Origin of the sequence: Streptomyces cirratus (assembly GCF_014650775.1) — a bacterium.
GTDB lineage: Bacteria > Actinomycetota > Actinomycetes > Streptomycetales > Streptomycetaceae > Streptomyces > Streptomyces cirratus.
The window spans coordinates 219,433-238,382 of the sequence record NZ_BMVP01000004.1 but is presented as its reverse complement, the minus strand read 5'-3'; the positions used below and the strand labels follow the sequence as shown (position 1 = coordinate 238,382).

The following is an 18,950-nucleotide window of genomic DNA, read 5'->3' as shown; positions in this document are numbered from 1 at the left end:
GTCAGAGGGCTCCCGCCACCGTCATGCGGGCGCCGAGCACCGTGCGGTACGCCGTCTCGGTGGCCGCGGCGACGCTCGCCCAGCCGTACTGGCTCATCACACGGCGCCGGCCCGCGGCCCCGTACGCCTCCCGCAGGGCGGGATCGGCCAGCAGCTCACCGACGGCCGCGCTCAGGGCCCGCGCGTCGCCGGCCGGCACCAGCCGGCCGGTGACGCGGTCGGCGACGGTGTCCCGCTGCCCGCCCACGTCACTGGCGACGACCGGCCTGCCGCAGGCCATCGCCTCCAGCGGGACGATCCCGAACGGTTCGTAGACCGCGGGGCAGAGCACCACGTCGGCGCTGCGCAGCAGGGCCGGCACCTGCGAGCTGGGCACCCCGCCGGTGAAGCGGACGCGGTCGGCGACCCCCGCGGCCCGCGCCAGGTCCCGCAGGCGGCGGACCTCCGGGTCCGCGTCGACCCGCTCCGGCGGGGGGCCGCCCGCCACGACCAGCTCCGCGTCGGGCAGCCCGGCCAGGGCGGCGATGGCGACGGCGGCTCCCTTGCGGGGGACCAGCCGGCCCAGCTGGAGCAGCCGGTACCGGTAGGGGCCGCGCTCGGCGACCGGGCCCTCGGGGGAGAACTGCTGCGGATCCACCCCGCAGGGCACCACGTCGACCTTCTCGGCGGGCACCCCCATCCCCGCCAGCTCGGCGACTTCGTCCCGGCAGGTGGCGACGACCCGGTCGCAGCCGAGCCCGACCTGCACCTCGCAGGGGATCCGGGCCGGCGGGCTGGTGTCGGCGCGCCCCTGGTGGCGCCGCTTCACCGTGCCGAGCGCGTGGTAGGTGTGCAGCAGCGGCAGCCGCAGCTCCCGCGCGACCTGGAGCGAGGCCAGCCCCGACATCCAGAAGTGGGAGTGCACGAGATCGGGTCCCCGCTCCTGCCATTCCAGGGCGAGGTAGCGGGCGAACTCCAGCATGTGCGGCAGCAGTTCGTCCTTGGGCAGCTGCTCCGCCGGACCGGCCGGCACGTGGTGGACCAGTACGCCCGGCCGCAGCAGGGTGGTGACCGGCAGTTCCTTGGAGTCCCAGCGGGTGTACACGGTCACCCGGTGGCCGCGGTCGGCGAGCGCACCCGCGAGCCGGGCGACGTGCACGTTCTGGCCGCCCGCGTCGACCCCGCCCAGCGCGGCCAGGGGACTCGCATGCTCCGACACCAGGGCGATGGACAGGCTGCGCGCGGTGGGGCGGGTGCGCGGCGTCATGAGCAGACCTCCGTCATCACGCGCTCCCAGTCGGCCAGGAAGCGCTTGAGTCCGTACCGTTCCAAGACGGCCTGGCGGGCCCGCGCGCCGTCCTCGGCCGCGGCCTGCGGTTCCTCCCGGTAGAGCCGGGCGGCCCGTGCCAGCACCTCGGGGCGCGTCGACAGCATCCCCGTCCCGGGCGGTACGGCCTCCACCGCCTCGGTCGTGGCCAGGGCGATGACGGGCATCCCCAGGTGCATGGCCTCCAGCAGCGAGAGCCCCAGCGAGGTCCAGCGCACGGGATGGATGTACATCCTGCGCGCGGCCATCGCCTCGTGCAGGGCCTGCTGGGGGAGGTCGGCGCTGCGGCACCGGTCGGCCGGTACGCCCAGGTGCTCGGCGAGGCCCTCCGTCCGCATCCCGAAGACGTCGAGAGGCACCGCTTCGCCGAGCGCGGCCAGCAGGTCGGTGCCGGTGTAACGGCCCCGGCGGACGGGATCGTTGACGACGACGGCGGCCCGGGGGAGGTGGCCCGAGTACAGGTGCCCCGGGTCGACGATGCCGTGTTCGATCACCTCCGTCCGGGTGGAGCCGTTGTCCCAGAACAGCCGGTTGAAGTGCGTGACGTGTACGAGGGTCAGGTCGTCGCGGTCGGCGAAGGGGTGCCGGGTGCAGGGGACGTCCCCGTCGGGTGCGTTGTGCTCCAGGTAGACGGCCGGCACGTCCCGGCCCGGGCGACGGCCGCCCAGCCAGCGTTCGGCGAGCTCCGCCTCGTGCGGCCGCTGGAGGAGGACGAGGTCCACGGGGGTGTCGCGGAGTTCCCCGGGCGTCACCTCCTTCACCGAATCCGGCCAGGAGAAGGTGCGGGCCCGCCCCAGGCCGTCCGGATCGCGCCCCGGGGTCACGGGCACCAGATACGTGTGCGGCCCCTGGACGAAGGCGGTGGTCCAGGACCCGTGCACGTGCCACAGCAGGATGTTCATACCCTCGCTCCTCGCTCCGTTTCGGATGAGCCGCCCGGTCGGGCCGGCTGCGTGCCCAGTGCCGTCCCGCCACCCAGCGTCGCCACCGCCGCCAGCACCTCCACGTCGCTCACACCGTCCAGACAGGGGTGGCCCTCCACCGGACACCGGCGGGCCCTGGTGTCCGCGCAGCGGGCCCCCTGGTCGCCGAGCAGTACGTGCGGCACCCCGTACGGACGCCAGCGCTCGGCGGGGACCACCGGTGCGAACAGGCAGGCGACGGGGGTGCCCGCCGCCGCGGCGAGGTGCGCGGGACCGGTGTTGCCGGTGAGTACGACCCGGGCGCCCGCGAGGACGCCCGCCAGCTCCGCCAGATCGGCGGTGACGCCGCCGAGGTCCAGCGCGTGGTCACCCGCCACCCGTGCGGTCAGGTCCTTCTCGGACCGGCTGCCGGTGACCACCAGCCGGTAGCCGGCGCCGCTCAGCGCCTCGGCGGCCCGCGCGGCCCGCGCGGCGGTCCACGACCGCGCCGGTGCGGCCGCCCCGGGGTGCAGCACCACGTACGGCTCCGGCCCGGTCAGGTGCGCGGTGTCGGGCGGGGTGCGCACCCTCAGCGCCCCGTCGTCGCCGCGCGGCAGCGCGAAGCCGCAGTCCCGGGCCAGGTCCAGCGCTGCCAGCGCCTCGTGCCGGTGCGGCAGGCGGCGGTGGCGCACGTCCAGCAGGGAACCGGGGTAGTCCTCGCAGTCGGCGGCGGCCCACGGGACGCCCGCCAGTTTCAGCAGCAGTGCCGCCGGCAGCGGGCTCTGGTGGTAGGAGACCAGGATCAGCGCCCGGTCGAAGCCTCCGGCGGCGACAGCCTCCAGCAGCTCCGCGCACTCCCGGTAGCAGGCCGGGGCGGGGTCCAGCCCGACCCAGGGGGCGTCGTACACCAGTACCCCGTCCACGCCCGGCAGGATCCGGGCGGCCTGCTCGCCGAGCGGCCCGCAGAGCATCGCGGTGTACGAGGATGCCGCCGCGACCGCCCGCACGGCCGGCCCGGCCAGCAGCACGTCCCCCGCGCTGTCCAGCCGTACGACCAACGTGCGCGGCCCGCTCACGGGGCGCTCCCCGGACCGGTGGCCGCCACCGCCGGGGTACGGTCGCCCAGCACCAGCCGGACCGCCTCGAGCAGGTCCGGCGCCGTCTCGGCGGCCGCCGCGACCTCCTCCCGCCGGGTCCGCCCGGTCGGTACGAGGACGCCCCGCGCCCCGGCCGCGCGCGCCGCCTCCACGTCGGCCCCGATGTCACCGATGACGACGGTCCGTTCAGGGGCCACCCCGAGGTACCGGCAGGCGGCCAGCACCAGGCCCGGAGCGGGCTTGCGGCAGGTGCAGGCGTCGCGCGGCCCGTGCGGGCACACCGCCCACACCGCGAACGGCCCGAACAGCCCGTCGACCCGCTCGCGCACCGCCAGTACCTGGGAGCGCGTCAGAAGGCCGCGGGCCACGCCCGACTGGTTGCTCACCACACCCACGGGGATGCCGAGGGCGCGTACGGCGGCCACGGCCTCGCGCGCCGAGGGCATGGGCGCCACGCGCCGCGGGTCCCCGTTGTAGGGCACGTCGGCGACCAGGGTGCCGTCCCGGTCGAACAGCACGGCCCGCGGCAGGACCGGGTCCGCCTCGTGGCCCGGCCCGGTCCGCGGGGACGCCTCGAACAGCCAGGGGCCGGGCGGGAGCGGCCGGGTCATCGCGGTACCCGTTCCCGCAGTGGTGTGCGCGGCGCCCGGGCGGCCGCCGCCTCGGGCCGGGGGCGCCACGGGAGCGCCCCGCGGTGGCGCAACTGCCCCCGCAGCCAGTGCCAGGTGGCCACCGGCGGGATCAGCACGCTGGTCACCGCCATGGACAGGACCTCCTGCCGGGTTCGCGGGCCCGGCGCGATCCGCGCTCCCGCGAACTCCGCCGTACCGGCCAGCCACCCCGTCGCGCACGCGACGGCGGCGCCGCGTCTGCCGAGGACGGCGCAGGACACGGCCCCGGCGGCGGCGCCGGTCACCAGCAGGTGGCGCGGCAGCCGGCCCCGGGCGGCGCTCGCCCGGCTCCACCAGCCGCCGCCGTGCAGCCGGTTCATCAGGACGTCGTCGGCGTTGCCCGCCTGCTGGCGCACGGAGACCCAGCGGTCGGCCGTGCGCACCGGATGGGTGGTGCGGCGCAGGCCCTCGTCCAGGCTCCAGCCGGCGTCCAGGACCCGCAGCGCCAGATCGGCGTCCTCGCGGAAGGCCCGCCGGAACCGTTCGTCGAAGCCGCCGACGGCGTCCAGGACCTCCGGCCGGTAGGCCATGTCGGCGGTGATCCAGCGCGCGGTGGCCAGCCCTGCTGTACCGCGCTCCCAGTCGGTGGGGCGGCGGTCGCATGGCAGCGGCACCGCTATCCGGGCGGAGATCCCGCCGGTCCGCTCGGAGGCGGCCGCGAGGTCGCGGGCGAGTTCCTCGCCCCACTCGGGCCCGGGCACCACGTCGTCGTCGAGGAAGACGATCCAGTGCGCGACACCGCCCGCCTCGCGGCGGCCCGTGTTGCGGGCGGCGGCCGGCCCGCGGCCCCCGCCGGGCACGGTCACCGTGACGGGGCGCAGGGATTCGGGTACCTCGACCGGCAGGGGGGCGCCGCCGGCCCGGGGGCGGTCGTCCACGAGGACGACCCGGACCGGCTTGGGCCCGGTCGAGGCGGCCAGCGCCTCCAGGCACCGGCTCAGGCTCGGCCGGCCCAGGGTCGGCACCACCACTGCGTACGGGGGAGCCGTCCGGGGAGGGGCGTACGCGGTCATCGGGACCAGCCTTCGTCGTCGGAGCGGTCGTCGGTGCGGAAGAAGGAGCCGCGCCGGATCGCGTAGGGTCCGATCGCGAGGAGGTCGACGGGGGAGGAGCCGAAGCACTCCAGCGCGTCGCGCGGATCGTCCACCATCGGCCGGCCGGCCGTGTTCAGGCTGGTGTTGACCACCACTGGCAGCCCGGTGAGCCGCTCGAAGTGGCCGAGCATCCGCGCCACCAGCGGTTCGTACGCCGCGTCGACGGTCTGGATGCGGGCGGTGCCGTCGACGTGTACGACGGCGGGGATCCGCTCACGCCATTGGGGCGCCACGTCGTGCACGAACAGCATGTACGGGCTGGGGATGGGCCCGGTGAAGATCTCCGCGGCGCGCTCGGCGAGGACCATGGGTGCCACGGGCCGGAACTGCTCGCGCCCCTTCACGTCGTTGAGCCGCTCCAGGTTGCCCGCGTGCCCGGGGTGCGCGAGCAGCGACCGGTGGCCGAGGGCCCGCGGCCCGTACTCCGAACGCCCCTGGAACCAGGCGACGACGGCGTTGTCCGCGAGGGCCCGCGCGACGGTCTCGGCGATGTCCGGCGGCCGCTCGAAGGGGACGGCGGCCGTCTTGAGCCAGGCGCCGAGCTCGGCGTCGGACCAGTCGCGGCCCAGGTCCGCGCCTGCCATCGGCTCCGGGTCGTCCCCGGCGCCCGCGGCCAGCAGCAGCGCACCGCCCAGTGCGGTCCCCGCGTCACCGGCGGCGGGCTGTACCCACACCCGGTCGAAGGGCCCCTCGCGGGCGATCCGGGAGTTGGCGACGCAGTTCAACGCCACGCCGCCCGCCAGGGTCAGGACGCCGTCACGGGTCTTGCCGTGCAGCCAGCGCGCCAGGTCCAGCAGCGTCTCCTCCAGGACGGCCTGGGCACTGGCGGCGACATCGGCGTGGTCGCGCGTCCACGGCTCCTCCGGCCCGCGGGGGGCGCACAGTTCGTGCCAGGGGACGCCGCTCGCGCGGAACCCGCCGTCGCCGGTCGGGTACACGTGGCGGCGCAGTTCCGCCAGCATCCGCGGGGTGCCGTGCGAGGCGAGCGCCATCACCTTGAACTCGTCGGAGGAGCGCAGGAAGCCGAGGTGCGCCGTGAGTTCCTCGTAGACGAGGCCCAGGGAGTGCGGGAGTTCCTGCGAGTGCAGCGGCTCCAGCCGGTCGTGGATCCGGCGCGCCGCCAGGTGCGAGGCGCGCTCGCCGCGCCCGTCCAGGACCAGCACCGAGGAGGTCTCGGCACCGGAGGCGGCGAACGCGGCGGAAGCGGCGTGCGCCATGTGGTGCGGAACGAACCGGACCAGGGCGGGGTCGAGCCCGGGCAGGGCGCTGCCCAGGAAGCCCGGCGCCTCCCTGGCATAGGTCAGCCGCAGGTGGTCCCAGGGGTCGTCCAGGCCCATCTCCTCGGCCGGCCGGGCGAGCGCCGGGTCGAAGGAGTAGGCCACGGCGTCGAGGTCCTGGGGGCGCAGACCGGCCCGGTGCAGGCACCAGGAAGCGGCCTGCACGGGAAGTTCCCAGGCGGAGAAGGGCACCGGACGCTTGCCGTGCTTACGCCGGGAGAAACGTTCCTCCTCGGCGGCGGCGACGATGTGGCCGTCGATGACGAGCGCGGCGGCCGGGTCGTGGAAGAGGGCGTTGATTCCGAGGATGCGCATGTCTGTCGGGCCTTTCGGCGGATTGAGGCGCGGGCACCGGACGGGAACGCGCCCGGCTGCTTCGACGTCAGTCGTCCGGCTGGGCGCGGAACCAGGCGATGGTCCGCCGCAGGCCGTCTTCGGCGGCCACGCTCGGTTCCCACTGGAGCTTGTCGCGGGCCAGCGTGATGTCGGGACAGCGCACGCTCGGGTCGTCCGTGGGCCGTTCGATGAAGCGGATCTCGGAATCGGAACCGGTGAGTTCGAGGACCAGCCGGGCCAGCTCCAGCATCGTGATCTCGGTCGGATTGCCGATGTTGACCGGGCCCCGCATGCCGTGGGCGGCCATCGCGAGGATGCCCGCAACCGTGTCGTCGACGTAGCACAGCGACCTGGTCTGCAACCCGTCACCGGTGACCGTCAGCGGCTCGCCCGCCAGGGCCTGGCGGATGAAGGTGGGCACTGCCCGGCCGTCATAGCCGCGCATCCGCGGCCCGTAGGTGTTGAACAGCCGCACGATGGAGGTGTCCGTCCCGTGGAAACCGGCCTCGGCGGTCGTCAGCGCCTCGCCGAAGCGCTTCGCCTCGTCGTACACGCTGCGCGGGCCGACCGGGTTGACGTTGCCCCAGTAGCGCTCGTTCTGCGGGTGCTCCTGCGGATCGCCGTAGACCTCCGAGGTGGAGGCCAGCAGGAAGCGCGCCTCGCAGCGGTGGGCGAGTTCGAGGGCGTTGCGGGTCCCGAGGCTGCCCGCCTCCATCGTGTGCAGCGGCAGCCGCAGGTAGTCCGCCGGAGAGGCGGGGGAGGCCAGGTGCAGCACCAGGTCCGGCGGGCGGGGCACGGTGAACGGCTCCGAGACGTTGGCCCTCAGCAGCGTGAAGCCCGGCCTGTCCGCCAGCGCCGAGATGTTCTCCGCCCGGCCCGTGCTGAAATCGTCCACGCACGTCACCGCTGTGCCCGCGTCCAGCAGCGCGGTGCACAGGTGTGAACCGACGAAACCGGCGCCGCCGGTGACGACGGCGTGCTCCCAGCGTTGTGTCGAGACGGTGCTCATCGAAGGTCTCCTCTGGCGGGTGGGTCCGGCTCTCCACCGCCCGTGCGGCAGGTGGGGCGCTCTCTCAGCGGTCCGCGCCGGGCGGCGGGCCCCTGGAGCCCCGGGAATTGACATCAGCCTCCGCCAGCCGGGAGGAACGGGCACTCGGGAGCACTGCATTCCGGTGAATCACGGAACGTGAACACGCGCCGGCCCCGGCCGCGCCGTCCGCGCGCGGCGAGGCGGCATGAATCAGGCCGAACCGGTCAGACGCCGGGTGTGAAGCTCAAGAAGCGGGTCGTCGTCATCACCGGGGCGTCCAGCGGCATCGGCCGTGCCACCGCCCTGGCCTGCGCGCGGCGCGGAGCGCACGTCGTCCTCGCCGCCCGCAGCGCCCGGGAACTCGACCGCGTGGCGCAGCAGTGCGAGCGCCGCGGCGGTCGGGCGCTGGCCGTCCCCACCGACGTGACCGACCCCGGCTCCGTGACCGCCCTCGCCGCGGCTGCCACCGCCCGGTTCGGCCGGATCGACGTGTGGGCCAACGCGGCCGGCGTGGGCGTCCTCGGCCGGTTCGACCAGACGCCCCCCGGTGAACTGCGCCGCCTCCTCGACGTCAACGTCATCGGCGCCGTCAACGGGGCCCGGGCCGCCGTGCCCGTCATGCGCGGGCAGGGCGAAGGCATCCTCATCGACGTAGCCTCCCTGCTCGGCGCCGTGGTCCAGGCCCCCTACATGTCCGGATACGCGATGTCCAAGGCCGCCCTCGTCACCTTCGACGACGTGCTGCGCACGGAACTCGCCCTCATGGGCGCGAGCGGCATCAGCGTGTGCACCGTGCTCCCCGCCGGCGTCGACACGCCCTTCTTCCGGCACGCCGCCAACCACACCGGCCGCGAGCTGCGTTCCCTGCCGCCCGTGGCCACCCCGGAGCGGGTCGCGCGCGCCCTCACCGGCGCGATGCGCCGCCCGAGGCCGCGCGTGCTGGTGGGCCCCTACGCCCGGTCCCTGGCGGCCGCCCACACCCTCGCCCCGGGCCTGACCCGCGCCGCGCTCGCCCGGCGCACCGAGCACCGGTACCTGGATCCCGCCGGCGACGCGCCCGACTCCCCGGGCAACCTGCACGTGCCCTCCGGGCGGAGTTCGGCGGTCCGCGGCGGCCGCGGCAGCGGCTGGCGCACGGCGGCCCGCAGGACGGCCGCGGCCACGGCGCTGACCTGCACCGCACTGCTCGGCGCCCGGGCCGCCGGCCGTCGGCGGCCCACCTGACATCGGCCCGGCGCCGTATGAACCCCCGCTGCCCGGGGTAGGCGCCGGGCACCTGTGCCACCGAGCCCTGGAGGAGCCATGGCAGTGCAGCACCGGCTCGTACACCGTCCGCCCGCCTGGGTGTGGGACGTCCTGCGGGACGGCAGCCGGTACGCCGACTGGGTGGTCGGCACCAAGGAGTCCTGGGAGGCCGGCGGACACTGGCCGATGGAGGGCGCCACCATCGGCTACAAGGTCAAGGTCGGCCCCCTCACCTACGAGGGACGGACGGTCGTACGCATCTGCGAGCCGCCCGAGAGGCTCGAACTGGAGGCGATGGCGGGAAAGGGCGGCAGCGCCCGCATCGCCATCGAGATCAAACCCTGGGGCAAGGACACGCTCGTCATCATCGACGAACACCCCCTGCGCGGCCGCAACGGCTCCTTCCACAACGCCGCCATCGACGTCCTCGTCCAGCTCCGCCACCGCAGCATGCTCGGGCGCCTGGCCCGGGCCGTCGAGTCCAAGGGGGCCCGGCCCGATGGCGACTCCTGACGCGGTGGTCATCGGCGCCGGTCCCAACGGCCTGGTCGCCGCCAACATTCTGGCCGACGCGGGCTGGCGGGTCGTCGTCCTGGAGGCGGCTCCCGAGCCCGGCGGGGCGGTCCGCAGCGACCGCGGCCTCGACCCCGACTACGTGCACGACCTGTTCAGCGCGTTCTACCCGCTCGCGGCCGCCTCCCCGGTCATCCGCGACCTGCACCTGGAGCGGCACGGCCTGCGCTGGAGCCGGGCCCCCGCCGTCGTCGCCCACCCCCTCGAAGACGGCAGGTGCGCCGTTCTCGGCAGCGGCGTCCACGACACCGCGGCCTCCCTCGAAGCCTTCGCGCCGGGGGACGGAGCCGCCTGGGAGCGGCTCTACGCCCTCTGGCAGCGCATCGGGGACGACGTGCTCGGCTGCCTGTTCACCCCGTTCCCGCCCGTCCGCGCGGGCCTGAGGCTCGCGGCCCGGTTGCGCGCGGCCGAGGGACTGCGGGTGGCGCGCACCATGCTGCTGCCCGCGCGCAGGCTCGGCGAGGAGGAGTTCTCCGGAGAGGGCGCCCGGCTGCTGATCGCCGGCAACGCGCTGCACGCCGACCTCGGCCCCGAGTCCGCGCTCGGCGGCGGCTTCGGCTGGCTGATGTGCATGCTGGGCCAGGCGTACGGCTTCCCCGTGCCCGTCGGCGGCGCCCGCGCCCTCACCGAGGCCCTGGTGCGCAGGCTGGAGGCGCGCGGCGGCACCCTGCACTGCTCGCGGGCCGCCACCCGCGTCGTGGTCCGGGGCGGCCGCGCCGTCGCGGTGCGCACCGAGGACGGCGTCGAGATCCCCGCCCGGCGGGCCGTCCTCGCCGACGTCCCCGCCCCGCTCCTGTACGAACGGCTGGTGGGGGAGGAGCACCTGCCCGCACGCCTGCGCTCCGACCTGAGGCGCTTCCAGTGGGACTTCGCCACCGTCAAAGTGGACTGGGCCCTGTCCGGCCCGATCCCCTGGCGATCCGAGGGGGCCCGGCGCGCCGGAACCGTCCACCTCGCCGAGGGCCTGGACGAACTCACCCTCTTCTCCGCTCAGATCGCCATGAGCCAGGTGCCGCGGGTTCCGTTCGTGATCGTCGGCCAGATGACCACGGCGGATCCCACCCGCTCCCCGGCGGGCACCGAATCCGCGTGGGCCTACACCCACGTCCCGCAGGCCATCACCGGCGACGCCGGCCAGGACGGCGCGGGCGCCATCACCGGCAAGTGGGACGAACGGGAGAAGGAGGAGATCGCCGCCCGCGTCGAAGCGCAGATCGAACGCTACGCCCCCGGCTTCGGCGCCACCGTCCGGGCCCGCCGCGTCCTCGCACCCCCCGACCTGGAGCGCCTCAACCCCGCCCTGGTCGGCGGCGCCGTCAACCAGGGCACCACCAACCTGCACCAGCAGCTGCTCTTTCGCCCCGTCCCCGGCACCGGCCGCCCCCGCACCCCGGTCCGCGGCCTCTACCTCGCCTCGGCCACGGCGCACCCCGGTGGTGGCGTGCACGGAGCCCCCGGGGCCAACGCCGCCCGTACGGCCCTGCGCGCCCTGAACCTGCGGGGCACCCCCGCGCCCTGAGAGGCGACGGTCCGCCCCTTGTGCTGCACTGGGCTGTGGACGGGCGGCCTGCGAGAGAGGACTCCGTGACCACCGAGCGCGAGCGAGGCAGCCGACGCATGCTGACGGGCCTGCTCGCGGCCAGCCACCTCATGCCGATGGAACTCGTACCGGTCCAGGCCCGCGCCCACGCCGAACACGCCGGATTCAGCGACCTGTCCGTCTACGTGACCGACGTACAGGGCCGCGTGCTGCGACTGCTCACCGGCGGGGGAGTGGGCGGGCCCCCGTCCACCGCCCGGGCCGCGGACGCCGAGGTCCCGGTAGAAGGCACCCTGGCGGGCCGCTCCTACCAGCACAGCGAGATCGTGCCCGTGGCGGGGCAGAACGGCCTCCAGTGGTGGGTGCCCATGCTGGACGGCACCGAGCGCCTCGGCCTCCTCAGACTGACCACCCCCTACGACGACGACATGGCCCGGCAGGACGCCGAATCCCTCGCCTCGCTCCTCGCCCTGCTGATCGTCACCAAACGGGACCACAGCGACTCCTACGCCCGCCTCGTGCGCTCCGCACCCATGAACGTCGCCGCGGAGATGCAGTGGCACCTGATGCCCCCGCGCACCTACGCGGACGGCCGGGTGGTGATCTCGGCCGCCATGGAACCCGCGTACCAGATCAGCGGCGACGCCTTCGACTACGCCATGGACGGCCCGGTCGTGCACCTGTCGATCTTCGACGCCATGGGCCACGACACGGCCGCCGGGCTGGCTGCCAACCTCGCCGTCGGCGCCTGCCGCAACTCGCGCAGACAGGGCTCGGACCTCGTCGGCATCAGCCAACGGGTGGAGGAACTGCTGATCGAGCAGTTCAGCCACCACTCGTACGTGACGGGGATCCTGGCCGACCTCGACACCGCGACCGGCGAGCTGACCTGGGTCAACCGCGGCCACCACCCGCCCCTCGTCATCAGGGCCGGCCGGTGGCCCAGCCAGCCGGCCTGCCCGCCGGCCCACCCCATGGGCACCGACCTCGGACTGCCGGTCACGCTCTGCCGGGAGCAGCTGGAGCCCGGCGACCGGCTGGTGCTGTACACCGACGGCATCACCGAGGCCCGCCGCCGCCCCGGCTCGAACGAGTTCGGCCTGGAACGGTTCACCGACTTCCTCATCCGCCGGCACGCCGACGGCCTGCCCGTTCCCGAAACCCTGCGCCGCCTCATCCAGGCGGTCATGGACCACCACGACGGACATCTGGGCGACGACGCCACCATCTTGCTGTGCGAATGGCTCGGACCGAGCGCCGAGCGGACGCGGGAGGCGGCGGAGCACACCGGCCTGACCGGCCAGGACCAGTGAGACGACACCCGAAAACCCTTTCCCGGCACACCGGTTCCGGGAGTCCGTCAGGAGTCAGCCCGTGAACCACAGCGTCCTGCGCCTGAACGTCCGGGAGGGGGACGGTACCCGGCTGGTCGTCGCGCTCGCCGGCGCCATGGACTGGCACACCGCCCCGCAGCTGCGCGAGGAGGGCATGAGGCTGCTCGCCGAAAGCCCGCACCTCGTCCTGGACGTCTCCGCGGTCACCTTCTGCGACTCCTCCGGTCTCAGCGTCCTGGTGCAGCTGCGCCGCCACGCCCAGGACACGGGCGGATCGGTGACCCTGACGAGCGTGCCCGCACACCTGGTGCGGCTCCTGGAGATCAGCGGGCTGGGCCGGGTCTTCCTCGCGGACGGAGCCGGGCACTTCCCCGAGCGGGGCGCGCCCCCCGAGCCCCGGTGAGCCGTCAGCCCCGGGGCGGCAGCCGGTGCAAGCGGACCCCGGTCAGCTCACCGTCGGCGGCCACGGCCGTCATGTACGTGTGGAAGGGCTGGCGGCGTCGGTCGGTGGGGGAGCCGGGGTTCAGCAGCCGCAGGCCCCCGGGGGCGGTGGTGTCCCAGGGGATGTGGCTGTGGCCGAACACGAGGACGTCCAGATCCGGGAACCGCCGCTCGCACCGCGCCTCCCGCCCCGCGGCGGCTCCGGTCTCGTGCACCACCCCGACGCGCACGCCTTCCAGCACCACCCGAGCCACTTCGGGCAGCCGCCGGCACAGCGCAGGGCTGTCGTTGTTGCCGTGCACCCCCACCAGCTCGCGGGCGTGGCCCGCGAGCTGCGCGTAGGCGTCCTCGTCGACCCAGTCACCCGCATGGATCACGACGTCCGCCCGCCCGCACTCCTCGACCAGGGCGGCGGGCAGGGCCTTGGCCCGGGTCGGCAGGTGCGTGTCGGAGATCAGCAGCAGGCGCATGCCGCCACCGTACGGTCATCCGCCCGAAGCGGCCTGCGACCGCAGCTGCGCCCAGGCCGTCTCCTTGAGCGCCGGGTCCAGCAGCACGTCCGCCGCCGTGCAGGCCAGGGCGCGCGCCGAGGCGAGCATCGCCCGCCGTCCCCGGGGGGCGGCCGCGGCGAGCGCGAAACCGGGGGTGTGGTCGGAGCCCGGCTCGTCCATGATGGCCACGAACGGGTGGATGGCCGGGACCCGGTGGCTGACGTCGCCGATGTCCGACGAGCCCAGGTACACCCCCGGCGCCGGATCCCCGAGCGCGATCCCGGCCCGCCCGATGTGGTGGGTGAACCGGTCGGACAGCGCCCGGTTGTTGCGGAAGTGCCGGTACCCCGTGCCGACCGGGGTGACCTCGGCCTTGGTGCCCGTCGCCTTGGCCACCCCCTGGGCGCAGGACTCGAGTTCCGCCGCCAGGTCCTCCAGCGCGCCCGTCGTCGCGCCGCGCAGCCCGAAAAGGCCCTCCGCGTAGGCGGGTACGACGTTGGTGGACTCGCCGCCGTCCGTCACGATGCCCTGGACGTGCGAGCCGGCGGGCAGCCGCCGGCTGAGGACGGCGGTCGTGTTGAACAGCTGCACCAGAGCGGCGAGCGCGTCGACGCCCTCCGTCGGGTTGCCGGTGGGGTGGGCGGCGCGGCCGTGGAACCCGATCCGGAGCTGACGCTGCGCCGTCAGCGGCGCCCACGCCCAGCTGTGGACCCCCGGGTGGAACATCAGCGCGGCGTCGACCCCGTCGAACACCCCCGCCGACACCAGCTCCACCTTGCCGCCGCCCCGCTCCTCGGCCGGCGTCCCCACGGCGAGGACCGTGCCCCCGCCGTCGCCGAGGGCCGCCCGTACTGCGGCCGCCGCACCCAGCCCGGCCGCCGCGATCAGGTTGTGGCCGCAGGCGTGGCCCAGACCGGGCAGCGCGTCGTACTCCATCAGCAGGGCCACCCGGGGCCCCGCCCCGCTGCCGGACCGGGCGACGAACGCGGTCGGCAGTGCGGCCGTGCCCCGCTCGACGGTGAATCCCTCACGCTCGAACTCCGCGCTCAGCAGCGCCGACGAGCGGTGCTCCGCGTAGGCGGTCTCGGGGTCCCGGTGCAGGGTGCAGCTGATGTCCCAGAGCCGGTCGGCGCGGCGGGCCACCTCCTCCTCGATCCGGGTGTACAGGGCCTCGTGGTCGTGTGACACATGTCCTCCGATGTCAGGGGAGCGGGGTCCCGCCGGTGGCGTTGAGGATCTCCGCGGTGAGATAGCTCGCCTGCGTCGAGGCGAGGAAGACGTAGGCGGGCGCCAGCTCCGCGGGCTGGGCCGGACGCCCCAGCGGCGACTGCGCGCCGAACTCGGCGGTGTCGGGCATGGTGGCCGGGATCAGCGGGGTCCAGACGGGCCCGGGTGCGACGGCGTTGACCCGGATCCCGTCGGACGCCGTCATCTGCGCCAGCCCCTGGGTGAAGGTGACGATGGCGCCCTTGGTCATCGCGTAGTCCAGCAGCGGCGGGCTCGGCTGGTAGGCCTGCACGGAGGTGGTGTTGATGATGCTGCCCCCGGACGGGATGTGGGGGAGGGCCATCTTCGAGAGCCAGAACATCCCGTAGAGGTTGGTGCGCACGACCCGGTCGAACTGTTCGGTGGTGATCGCTGAGATCCCCTCCGGCTGCGCCATCTGGTAGGCGGCGTTGTTCACCAGCACGTCGATCCGGCCGAACTCGGTGACTGCCCGGTCCACCAGCGCCCGGCACTGCTCCTCCTCACGGATGTCACAGACCACGGCCACCGCCTTGCGGCCCGCCTCCTCCACCAGGCGCTCGGTCTGCCGGGCGTCTTCCTCCTCCTCGGGAAGGTAGGTGAAGAGCACGTCGGCGCCCTCGCGGGCGTACGCGATCGCGACCGCCCGGCCGATGCCGGAGTCCCCGCCCGTGATCACGGTCTTGCGGTCCTCCAGCAGGCCGTGGCCCCGGTAGGACGTCTCGCCGTGGTCGGGCACGGGATCCATCGACCCGGACCGTCCCGGGTGCTCCTGCTCCTGCTGCGGGAATTCCGGCCGGGGGTACATGGTGGTGGGGTCAGGGGCCCCGCTGCTGCGTTCCACGTGGCACAACCTCCTCGGTGAGCGCTCCACCGCCCCCGTCCGGGGGGGCAGGCCGGAGCGCGCGGATGCTGCCGCGCGTGCCCCGGCACGGTGCGGCTAACCGCTGACCGATGTCCCAAACCCGGACGAACGCAGCGAAGCCGGCCGGTAGGAGTCGCCGCCGCTGGGTAGGCCCTGGGGGAGGGAAGCCCTCAGCAGGAAGTCCCGGCAGTGGAATCCCCAGCAGTCCAGCAGTACGGACCAGCAGTGACCAGCAGTACGGAGGAGCTAACGGATGCCGAACGAGCGAGCGGGCCAGCAGGCGCGAGCGGAGGACCTCATCGACGTGCCCCGGCTGGTGACCGCGTACTACGCGCTGCACCCGGATCCCGCCGATCCGGACCAGCGTGTCAGTTTCGGCACCTCGGGGCACCGCGGGTCCTCCCTCGCCACGGCCTTCAACGAGGACCACATCGCCGCGACGAGCCAGGCCATCTGCGAGTACCGGGCCCGGCAGGGCGTGGACGGGCCGCTGTTCCTCGGCGCCGACACGCACGCGCTGTCCGAACCCGCCCGGGTCACGGCCATCGAGGTGTTCGCCGCCAACGGCGTGAGCGTCCTCATCGACACCGCCGACGGCTACACCCCCACGCCCGCGGTCTCCCACGCCATCTTGACCCACAACCGGGGCCGTACCGCAGCCCTGGCGGACGGGGTGGTCGTCACCCCCTCGCACAACCCGCCCGCCGACGGCGGGTTCAAGTACAACCCGCCCCACGGCGGACCCGCCGGCTCCGAGGTGACCGGCTGGATCCAGGAGCGGGCCAACGAGATCATCGCCGGCGGCTCGAAAGAGGTGCGCAGACTCCCGTACGCCCGGGCGCTGGCGGCCGCCACCACCGGCAGGTACGACTTCCTCGGCGCCTACGTCCGCGACCTGCCCTCCGTGCTCGACCTGGACGCCGTCCGAGCGGCCGGCGTACGCATCGGCGCCGATCCGCTGGGGGGAGCCTCCGTCGCCTACTGGGGGCGCATCGCCGAGGAACACCGGCTCGACCTGACCGTCGTCAACCCGGAAACCGACCCCACCTGGCGGTTCATGACGCTGGACTGGGACGGGAAGATCCGCATGGACTGCTCCTCCCCGTACGCGATGGCCTCCCTGATCGAGGGCCGCGACCGGTTCGACGTGACGACCGGCAACGACGCCGACGCCGACCGGCACGGCATCGTGACGCCGGACGGCGGCCTGATGAACCCCAACCACTACCTGGCCACCGCGATCGACTACCTCTACCGCCACCGCGAGGGGTGGCCGGGCTCCGCGGGCATCGGCAAGACGCTCGTGTCCTCCGGGATGATCGACCGGGTGGCCGCCGACCTCGGCCGTGAACTGGTGGAAGTGCCCGTCGGCTTCAAGTGGTTCGTGGACGGACTGGCGGGCGGGACCCTCGGGTTCGGCGGCGAGGAATCGGCCGGCGCCTCCTTCCTGCGCCGCGACGGCTCGGTGTGGACCACCGACAAGGACGGCATCCTCCTCGCCCTGCTCGCCTCGGAGATCCTCGCGGTGACGGGACAGAGCCCCTCGGAGCGGTACGCCGCGCTCACCGCCCGGTTCGGCGAGCCCGCGTACGCGCGCGTCGACGCCCCGGCCACCCGGGAGGAGAAGGCGGTGCTCGCCCGGCTGTCCCCGCAGCAGGTCACCGCGGACACGCTCGCCGGTGACCCGGTCACCGGTGTGCTGACCAGCGCCCCGGGCAACGGCGCGGCGTTCGGCGGGATCAAGGTGACCACCGACCACGCCTGGTTCGCGGCCCGCCCCTCCGGCACCGAGGACGTGTACAAGATCTACGCGGAATCGTTCCGCGGCCCCGGACACCTCGCCGAAGTCCAGGACGCGGCGCGGTCGGTGGTCTCCGCGGCCCTTTCCGCCTAGTGCTGTGGCCGGGCGGGGACTCCCCGGCCCGCCCGGGCGCGCGGCAAGATGGGAGCATGGACATGTCGCAGCGGCCGGCCCAGGGCCTGCGGGAACGGGTCGGCACCAGCCTGTTCACCCACGTGGCGGGGCCCGCGGGCCGGCAGAACCGCGCCCGCATCCACGGCACTCCCGGCCCGCGCTGGTTCGGCCCCGAGCGGCCCATCCGCACCGTCCACGGCGACGCCTCCATGTTCATCGGCGGCCTCAGCGCACTCCTCCTGCAGTCCCTGCACCCCCGCGCGATGGCTGCCGTCGCCGCGCACTCCGGCTTCCGCGGCGACCCCTGGGGGCGGCTCCAGCGCACCAGCACCTTCCTCGCGGTCACCACCTACGGCACCGCCGAGGACGCCCAGCGCGCCGTCGACCACGTACGCGAGGTGCACGAGCGGGTCCGGGGGACCACGGCGGCCGGGGAGCCCTACCACGCCGCCGACCCGCACCTGCTGTGCTGGGTGCACGTGGCGGAGGTCGACAGCTTCCTCCGTGCCCACCAGCGCTACGGGGCCCACCCCCTGGACGGCGCGGGCTGCGACGCGTACATCGCCGACACCGCCCGGGTCGCACGCGCGCTCGGCGTACCCGCCCCGCCCGTCGACCGCGCCTCCCTCGCGGCCCGGCTCGCCGGCTACCGGCCCGAACTGCGAGCCACCCCGCAGGCCCTGGACGCGGCCCGCTTCATACTCCGCGAGCCGCCGCTGCCGTGGATCGCCCGCGGCCCCTACGCCCTCCTGGCGGCCAACGCGGTCCGCATGCTGCCGCCGTGGGCCCGCGCGGCGCTCGGACTGCGCGCGGCGCCGTACGTGCCGCAAGACCTCGTACGCCTGTCCGGGCGGGCGCTGACGGGGACGATCCGGTGGGCGATGGGGGCACTCCCGCCCCGCGAGGAGCCCGCCGGGCCCCGCTGAGCCGTAGGCGGAAAACCACCCGCCACCGGGCTTATCCCGGCGGCGGCGGGGAAGACGCCGCTGCGGAAGTGCTCCGGACATCAGCACGGGGCCGACGGAGGGAGCGCGGACGGTGAACAAGTCCAAGATCGCCTACAAGCCGGTGGGACTGGCGCTCGGCGCCGGCGCCGGCATGCTGGCGGGTGTGACGTTCAAGCAGGTCTGGAAACTGGCGGGCCATGAGGACGACGCGCCGGACGCCACGGACGAGGGCAGGACCTGGCGGGAGATCCTGCTCGCGGCCGCCCTGCAAGGGGCGATCTTCGCCGTCGTCAAGGCCGCGGTCGAACGCGGCGGGGCGACCGCCGTACGGCGCATCTCGGGCACCTGGCCCGCCTGACGGTCGGGCACGCCGACACCGAAGAACACCAAGCCAAGGAGGTCACCATGGCCGGCAAGGGCGGCATGGACAAGGCAAAGGGCAAGGTCAAGGAAGCCACGGGCAAGGCCACCGGCAACGACAAGATGGCCGCCGAAGGCAAGATGGACCAGGCCAAGGGCAAGGCGAAGAGCGCGCTGGAAGAAACCAAGACCCGGACCAAGGGCAGCAAGCGTTCGCTGTGACACCAGCCGGAACCTGACACGACGAGTGAGAACGGACGGCTCCGCCCGGTACCAGCCGG

The 18,950-nt window shown here is 74.5% G+C and carries 19 protein-coding genes; 9 read left to right on the top strand and 10 right to left on the bottom strand.

Annotation, left to right across the window (positions count from 1 at the left end; translation table 11 throughout):
* Position 1 precedes the first annotated feature (1 nt).
* The 7 genes from IE207_RS13765 to IE207_RS13735 all read right to left on the bottom strand — a co-directional run bounded on the left by IE207_RS13765 (position 2) and on the right by IE207_RS13735 (position 7,692).
* Entirely contained in the window at positions 2 to 1,246 is a 1,245-nt protein-coding gene (locus IE207_RS13765; RefSeq protein WP_190184435.1) for a glycosyltransferase, read from the bottom strand.
* The gene (locus IE207_RS13760; RefSeq protein ID WP_190184434.1) at positions 1,243 to 2,208 is read right to left on the bottom strand and encodes a glycosyltransferase; all 966 of its coding nucleotides are present in this window, start codon (positions 2,206 to 2,208) and stop codon (positions 1,243 to 1,245) included. The genes IE207_RS13765 and IE207_RS13760 overlap by 4 nt, the downstream gene beginning before the upstream one ends.
* Complete coding sequence (locus IE207_RS13755) at positions 2,205 to 3,284, bottom strand: glycosyltransferase family 9 protein (protein WP_190184433.1); 1,080 nt, start codon at positions 3,282 to 3,284, stop codon at positions 2,205 to 2,207. Before IE207_RS13755 ends, IE207_RS13760 begins: the two co-directional genes overlap by 4 nt.
* Positions 3,281 to 3,916, bottom strand: coding sequence for a D-glycero-alpha-D-manno-heptose-1,7-bisphosphate 7-phosphatase (locus IE207_RS13750; protein WP_190184432.1), 636 nt, complete (start codon positions 3,914 to 3,916; stop codon positions 3,281 to 3,283). The genes IE207_RS13755 and IE207_RS13750 overlap by 4 nt, the downstream gene beginning before the upstream one ends.
* Positions 3,913 to 4,989 carry a glycosyltransferase family 2 protein gene (locus IE207_RS13745; protein WP_190184431.1) on the bottom strand — a complete coding sequence of 359 codons (1,077 nt, stop codon included), beginning with the start codon at positions 4,987 to 4,989 and terminating at the stop codon, positions 3,913 to 3,915. The genes IE207_RS13750 and IE207_RS13745 overlap by 4 nt, the downstream gene beginning before the upstream one ends.
* Positions 4,986 to 6,662 (bottom strand): carbamoyltransferase family protein, encoded by a 1,677-nt coding sequence (locus tag IE207_RS13740; protein ID WP_190184430.1) that lies wholly within the window; start codon positions 6,660 to 6,662, stop codon positions 4,986 to 4,988. The genes IE207_RS13745 and IE207_RS13740 overlap by 4 nt, the downstream gene beginning before the upstream one ends.
* Before the next feature lie 67 nt (positions 6,663 to 6,729).
* On the bottom strand, positions 6,730 to 7,692 hold the full coding sequence (locus tag IE207_RS13735; RefSeq protein WP_190184429.1) for a UDP-glucuronic acid decarboxylase family protein: 963 nt from the start codon (positions 7,690 to 7,692) through the stop codon (positions 6,730 to 6,732).
* A 258-nt stretch (positions 7,693 to 7,950) separates the two neighbouring features.
* Here IE207_RS13735 and IE207_RS13730 point away from each other — a divergent pair, with 258 nt between their 5' ends.
* The 5 genes from IE207_RS13730 to IE207_RS13710 all read left to right on the top strand — a co-directional run bounded on the left by IE207_RS13730 (position 7,951) and on the right by IE207_RS13710 (position 12,808).
* On the top strand, positions 7,951 to 8,937 hold the full coding sequence (locus IE207_RS13730) for an SDR family NAD(P)-dependent oxidoreductase (protein WP_190184428.1): 987 nt from the start codon (positions 7,951 to 7,953) through the stop codon (positions 8,935 to 8,937).
* Between the two features lie 78 nt (positions 8,938 to 9,015).
* Positions 9,016 to 9,471 carry an SRPBCC family protein gene (locus IE207_RS13725; RefSeq protein ID WP_190184427.1) on the top strand — a complete coding sequence of 152 codons (456 nt, stop codon included), beginning with the start codon at positions 9,016 to 9,018 and terminating at the stop codon, positions 9,469 to 9,471.
* Positions 9,458 to 11,050 (top strand): phytoene desaturase family protein, encoded by a 1,593-nt coding sequence (locus IE207_RS13720; RefSeq protein ID WP_190184426.1) that lies wholly within the window; start codon positions 9,458 to 9,460, stop codon positions 11,048 to 11,050. The genes IE207_RS13725 and IE207_RS13720 overlap by 14 nt, the downstream gene beginning before the upstream one ends.
* A 98-nt stretch (positions 11,051 to 11,148) precedes the next feature.
* On the top strand, positions 11,149 to 12,384 hold the full coding sequence (locus tag IE207_RS13715) for a PP2C family protein-serine/threonine phosphatase (RefSeq protein WP_190184720.1): 1,236 nt from the start codon (positions 11,149 to 11,151) through the stop codon (positions 12,382 to 12,384).
* 61 nt (positions 12,385 to 12,445) lie between these two features.
* Complete coding sequence (locus tag IE207_RS13710) at positions 12,446 to 12,808, top strand: STAS domain-containing protein (RefSeq protein WP_190184425.1); 363 nt, start codon at positions 12,446 to 12,448, stop codon at positions 12,806 to 12,808.
* A gap of 4 nt (positions 12,809 to 12,812) precedes the next feature.
* Here IE207_RS13710 and IE207_RS13705 read toward each other — a convergent pair whose 3' ends face one another.
* The 3 genes from IE207_RS13705 to IE207_RS13695 are packed head-to-tail and all read right to left on the bottom strand — an operon-like array spanning position 12,813 to position 15,390.
* Positions 12,813 to 13,316, bottom strand: coding sequence for a metallophosphoesterase family protein (locus IE207_RS13705; protein WP_190184424.1), 504 nt, complete (start codon positions 13,314 to 13,316; stop codon positions 12,813 to 12,815).
* 15 nt (positions 13,317 to 13,331) lie between these two features.
* Positions 13,332 to 14,525, bottom strand: coding sequence for an amidohydrolase (locus tag IE207_RS13700; RefSeq protein WP_190184423.1), 1,194 nt, complete (start codon positions 14,523 to 14,525; stop codon positions 13,332 to 13,334).
* A gap of 13 nt (positions 14,526 to 14,538) precedes the next feature.
* Positions 14,539 to 15,390: an SDR family oxidoreductase gene (locus IE207_RS13695; RefSeq protein ID WP_190184719.1), complete on the bottom strand. Its 852-nt coding sequence runs from the start codon at positions 15,388 to 15,390 to the stop codon at positions 14,539 to 14,541.
* 310 nt (positions 15,391 to 15,700) lie between these two features.
* Here IE207_RS13695 and pgm point away from each other — a divergent pair, with 310 nt between their 5' ends.
* The 4 genes from pgm to IE207_RS13675 all read left to right on the top strand — a co-directional run bounded on the left by pgm (position 15,701) and on the right by IE207_RS13675 (position 18,891).
* Complete coding sequence (pgm, locus tag IE207_RS13690; protein ID WP_190184422.1) at positions 15,701 to 17,341, top strand: phosphoglucomutase (alpha-D-glucose-1,6-bisphosphate-dependent); 1,641 nt, start codon at positions 15,701 to 15,703, stop codon at positions 17,339 to 17,341.
* A 56-nt stretch (positions 17,342 to 17,397) separates the two neighbouring features.
* A complete protein-coding gene (locus IE207_RS13685; RefSeq protein ID WP_190184421.1) occupies positions 17,398 to 18,288 on the top strand; it encodes an oxygenase MpaB family protein in 891 nt (296 codons plus the stop codon).
* A 112-nt stretch (positions 18,289 to 18,400) separates the two neighbouring features.
* Positions 18,401 to 18,667 (top strand): DUF4235 domain-containing protein, encoded by a 267-nt coding sequence (locus IE207_RS13680; protein ID WP_190184420.1) that lies wholly within the window; start codon positions 18,401 to 18,403, stop codon positions 18,665 to 18,667.
* Positions 18,668 to 18,714: 47 nt separating this feature from the next.
* The gene (locus IE207_RS13675; RefSeq protein WP_190184419.1) at positions 18,715 to 18,891 is read left to right on the top strand and encodes a CsbD family protein; all 177 of its coding nucleotides are present in this window, start codon (positions 18,715 to 18,717) and stop codon (positions 18,889 to 18,891) included.
* Positions 18,892 to 18,950: the final 59 nt, after the last annotated feature.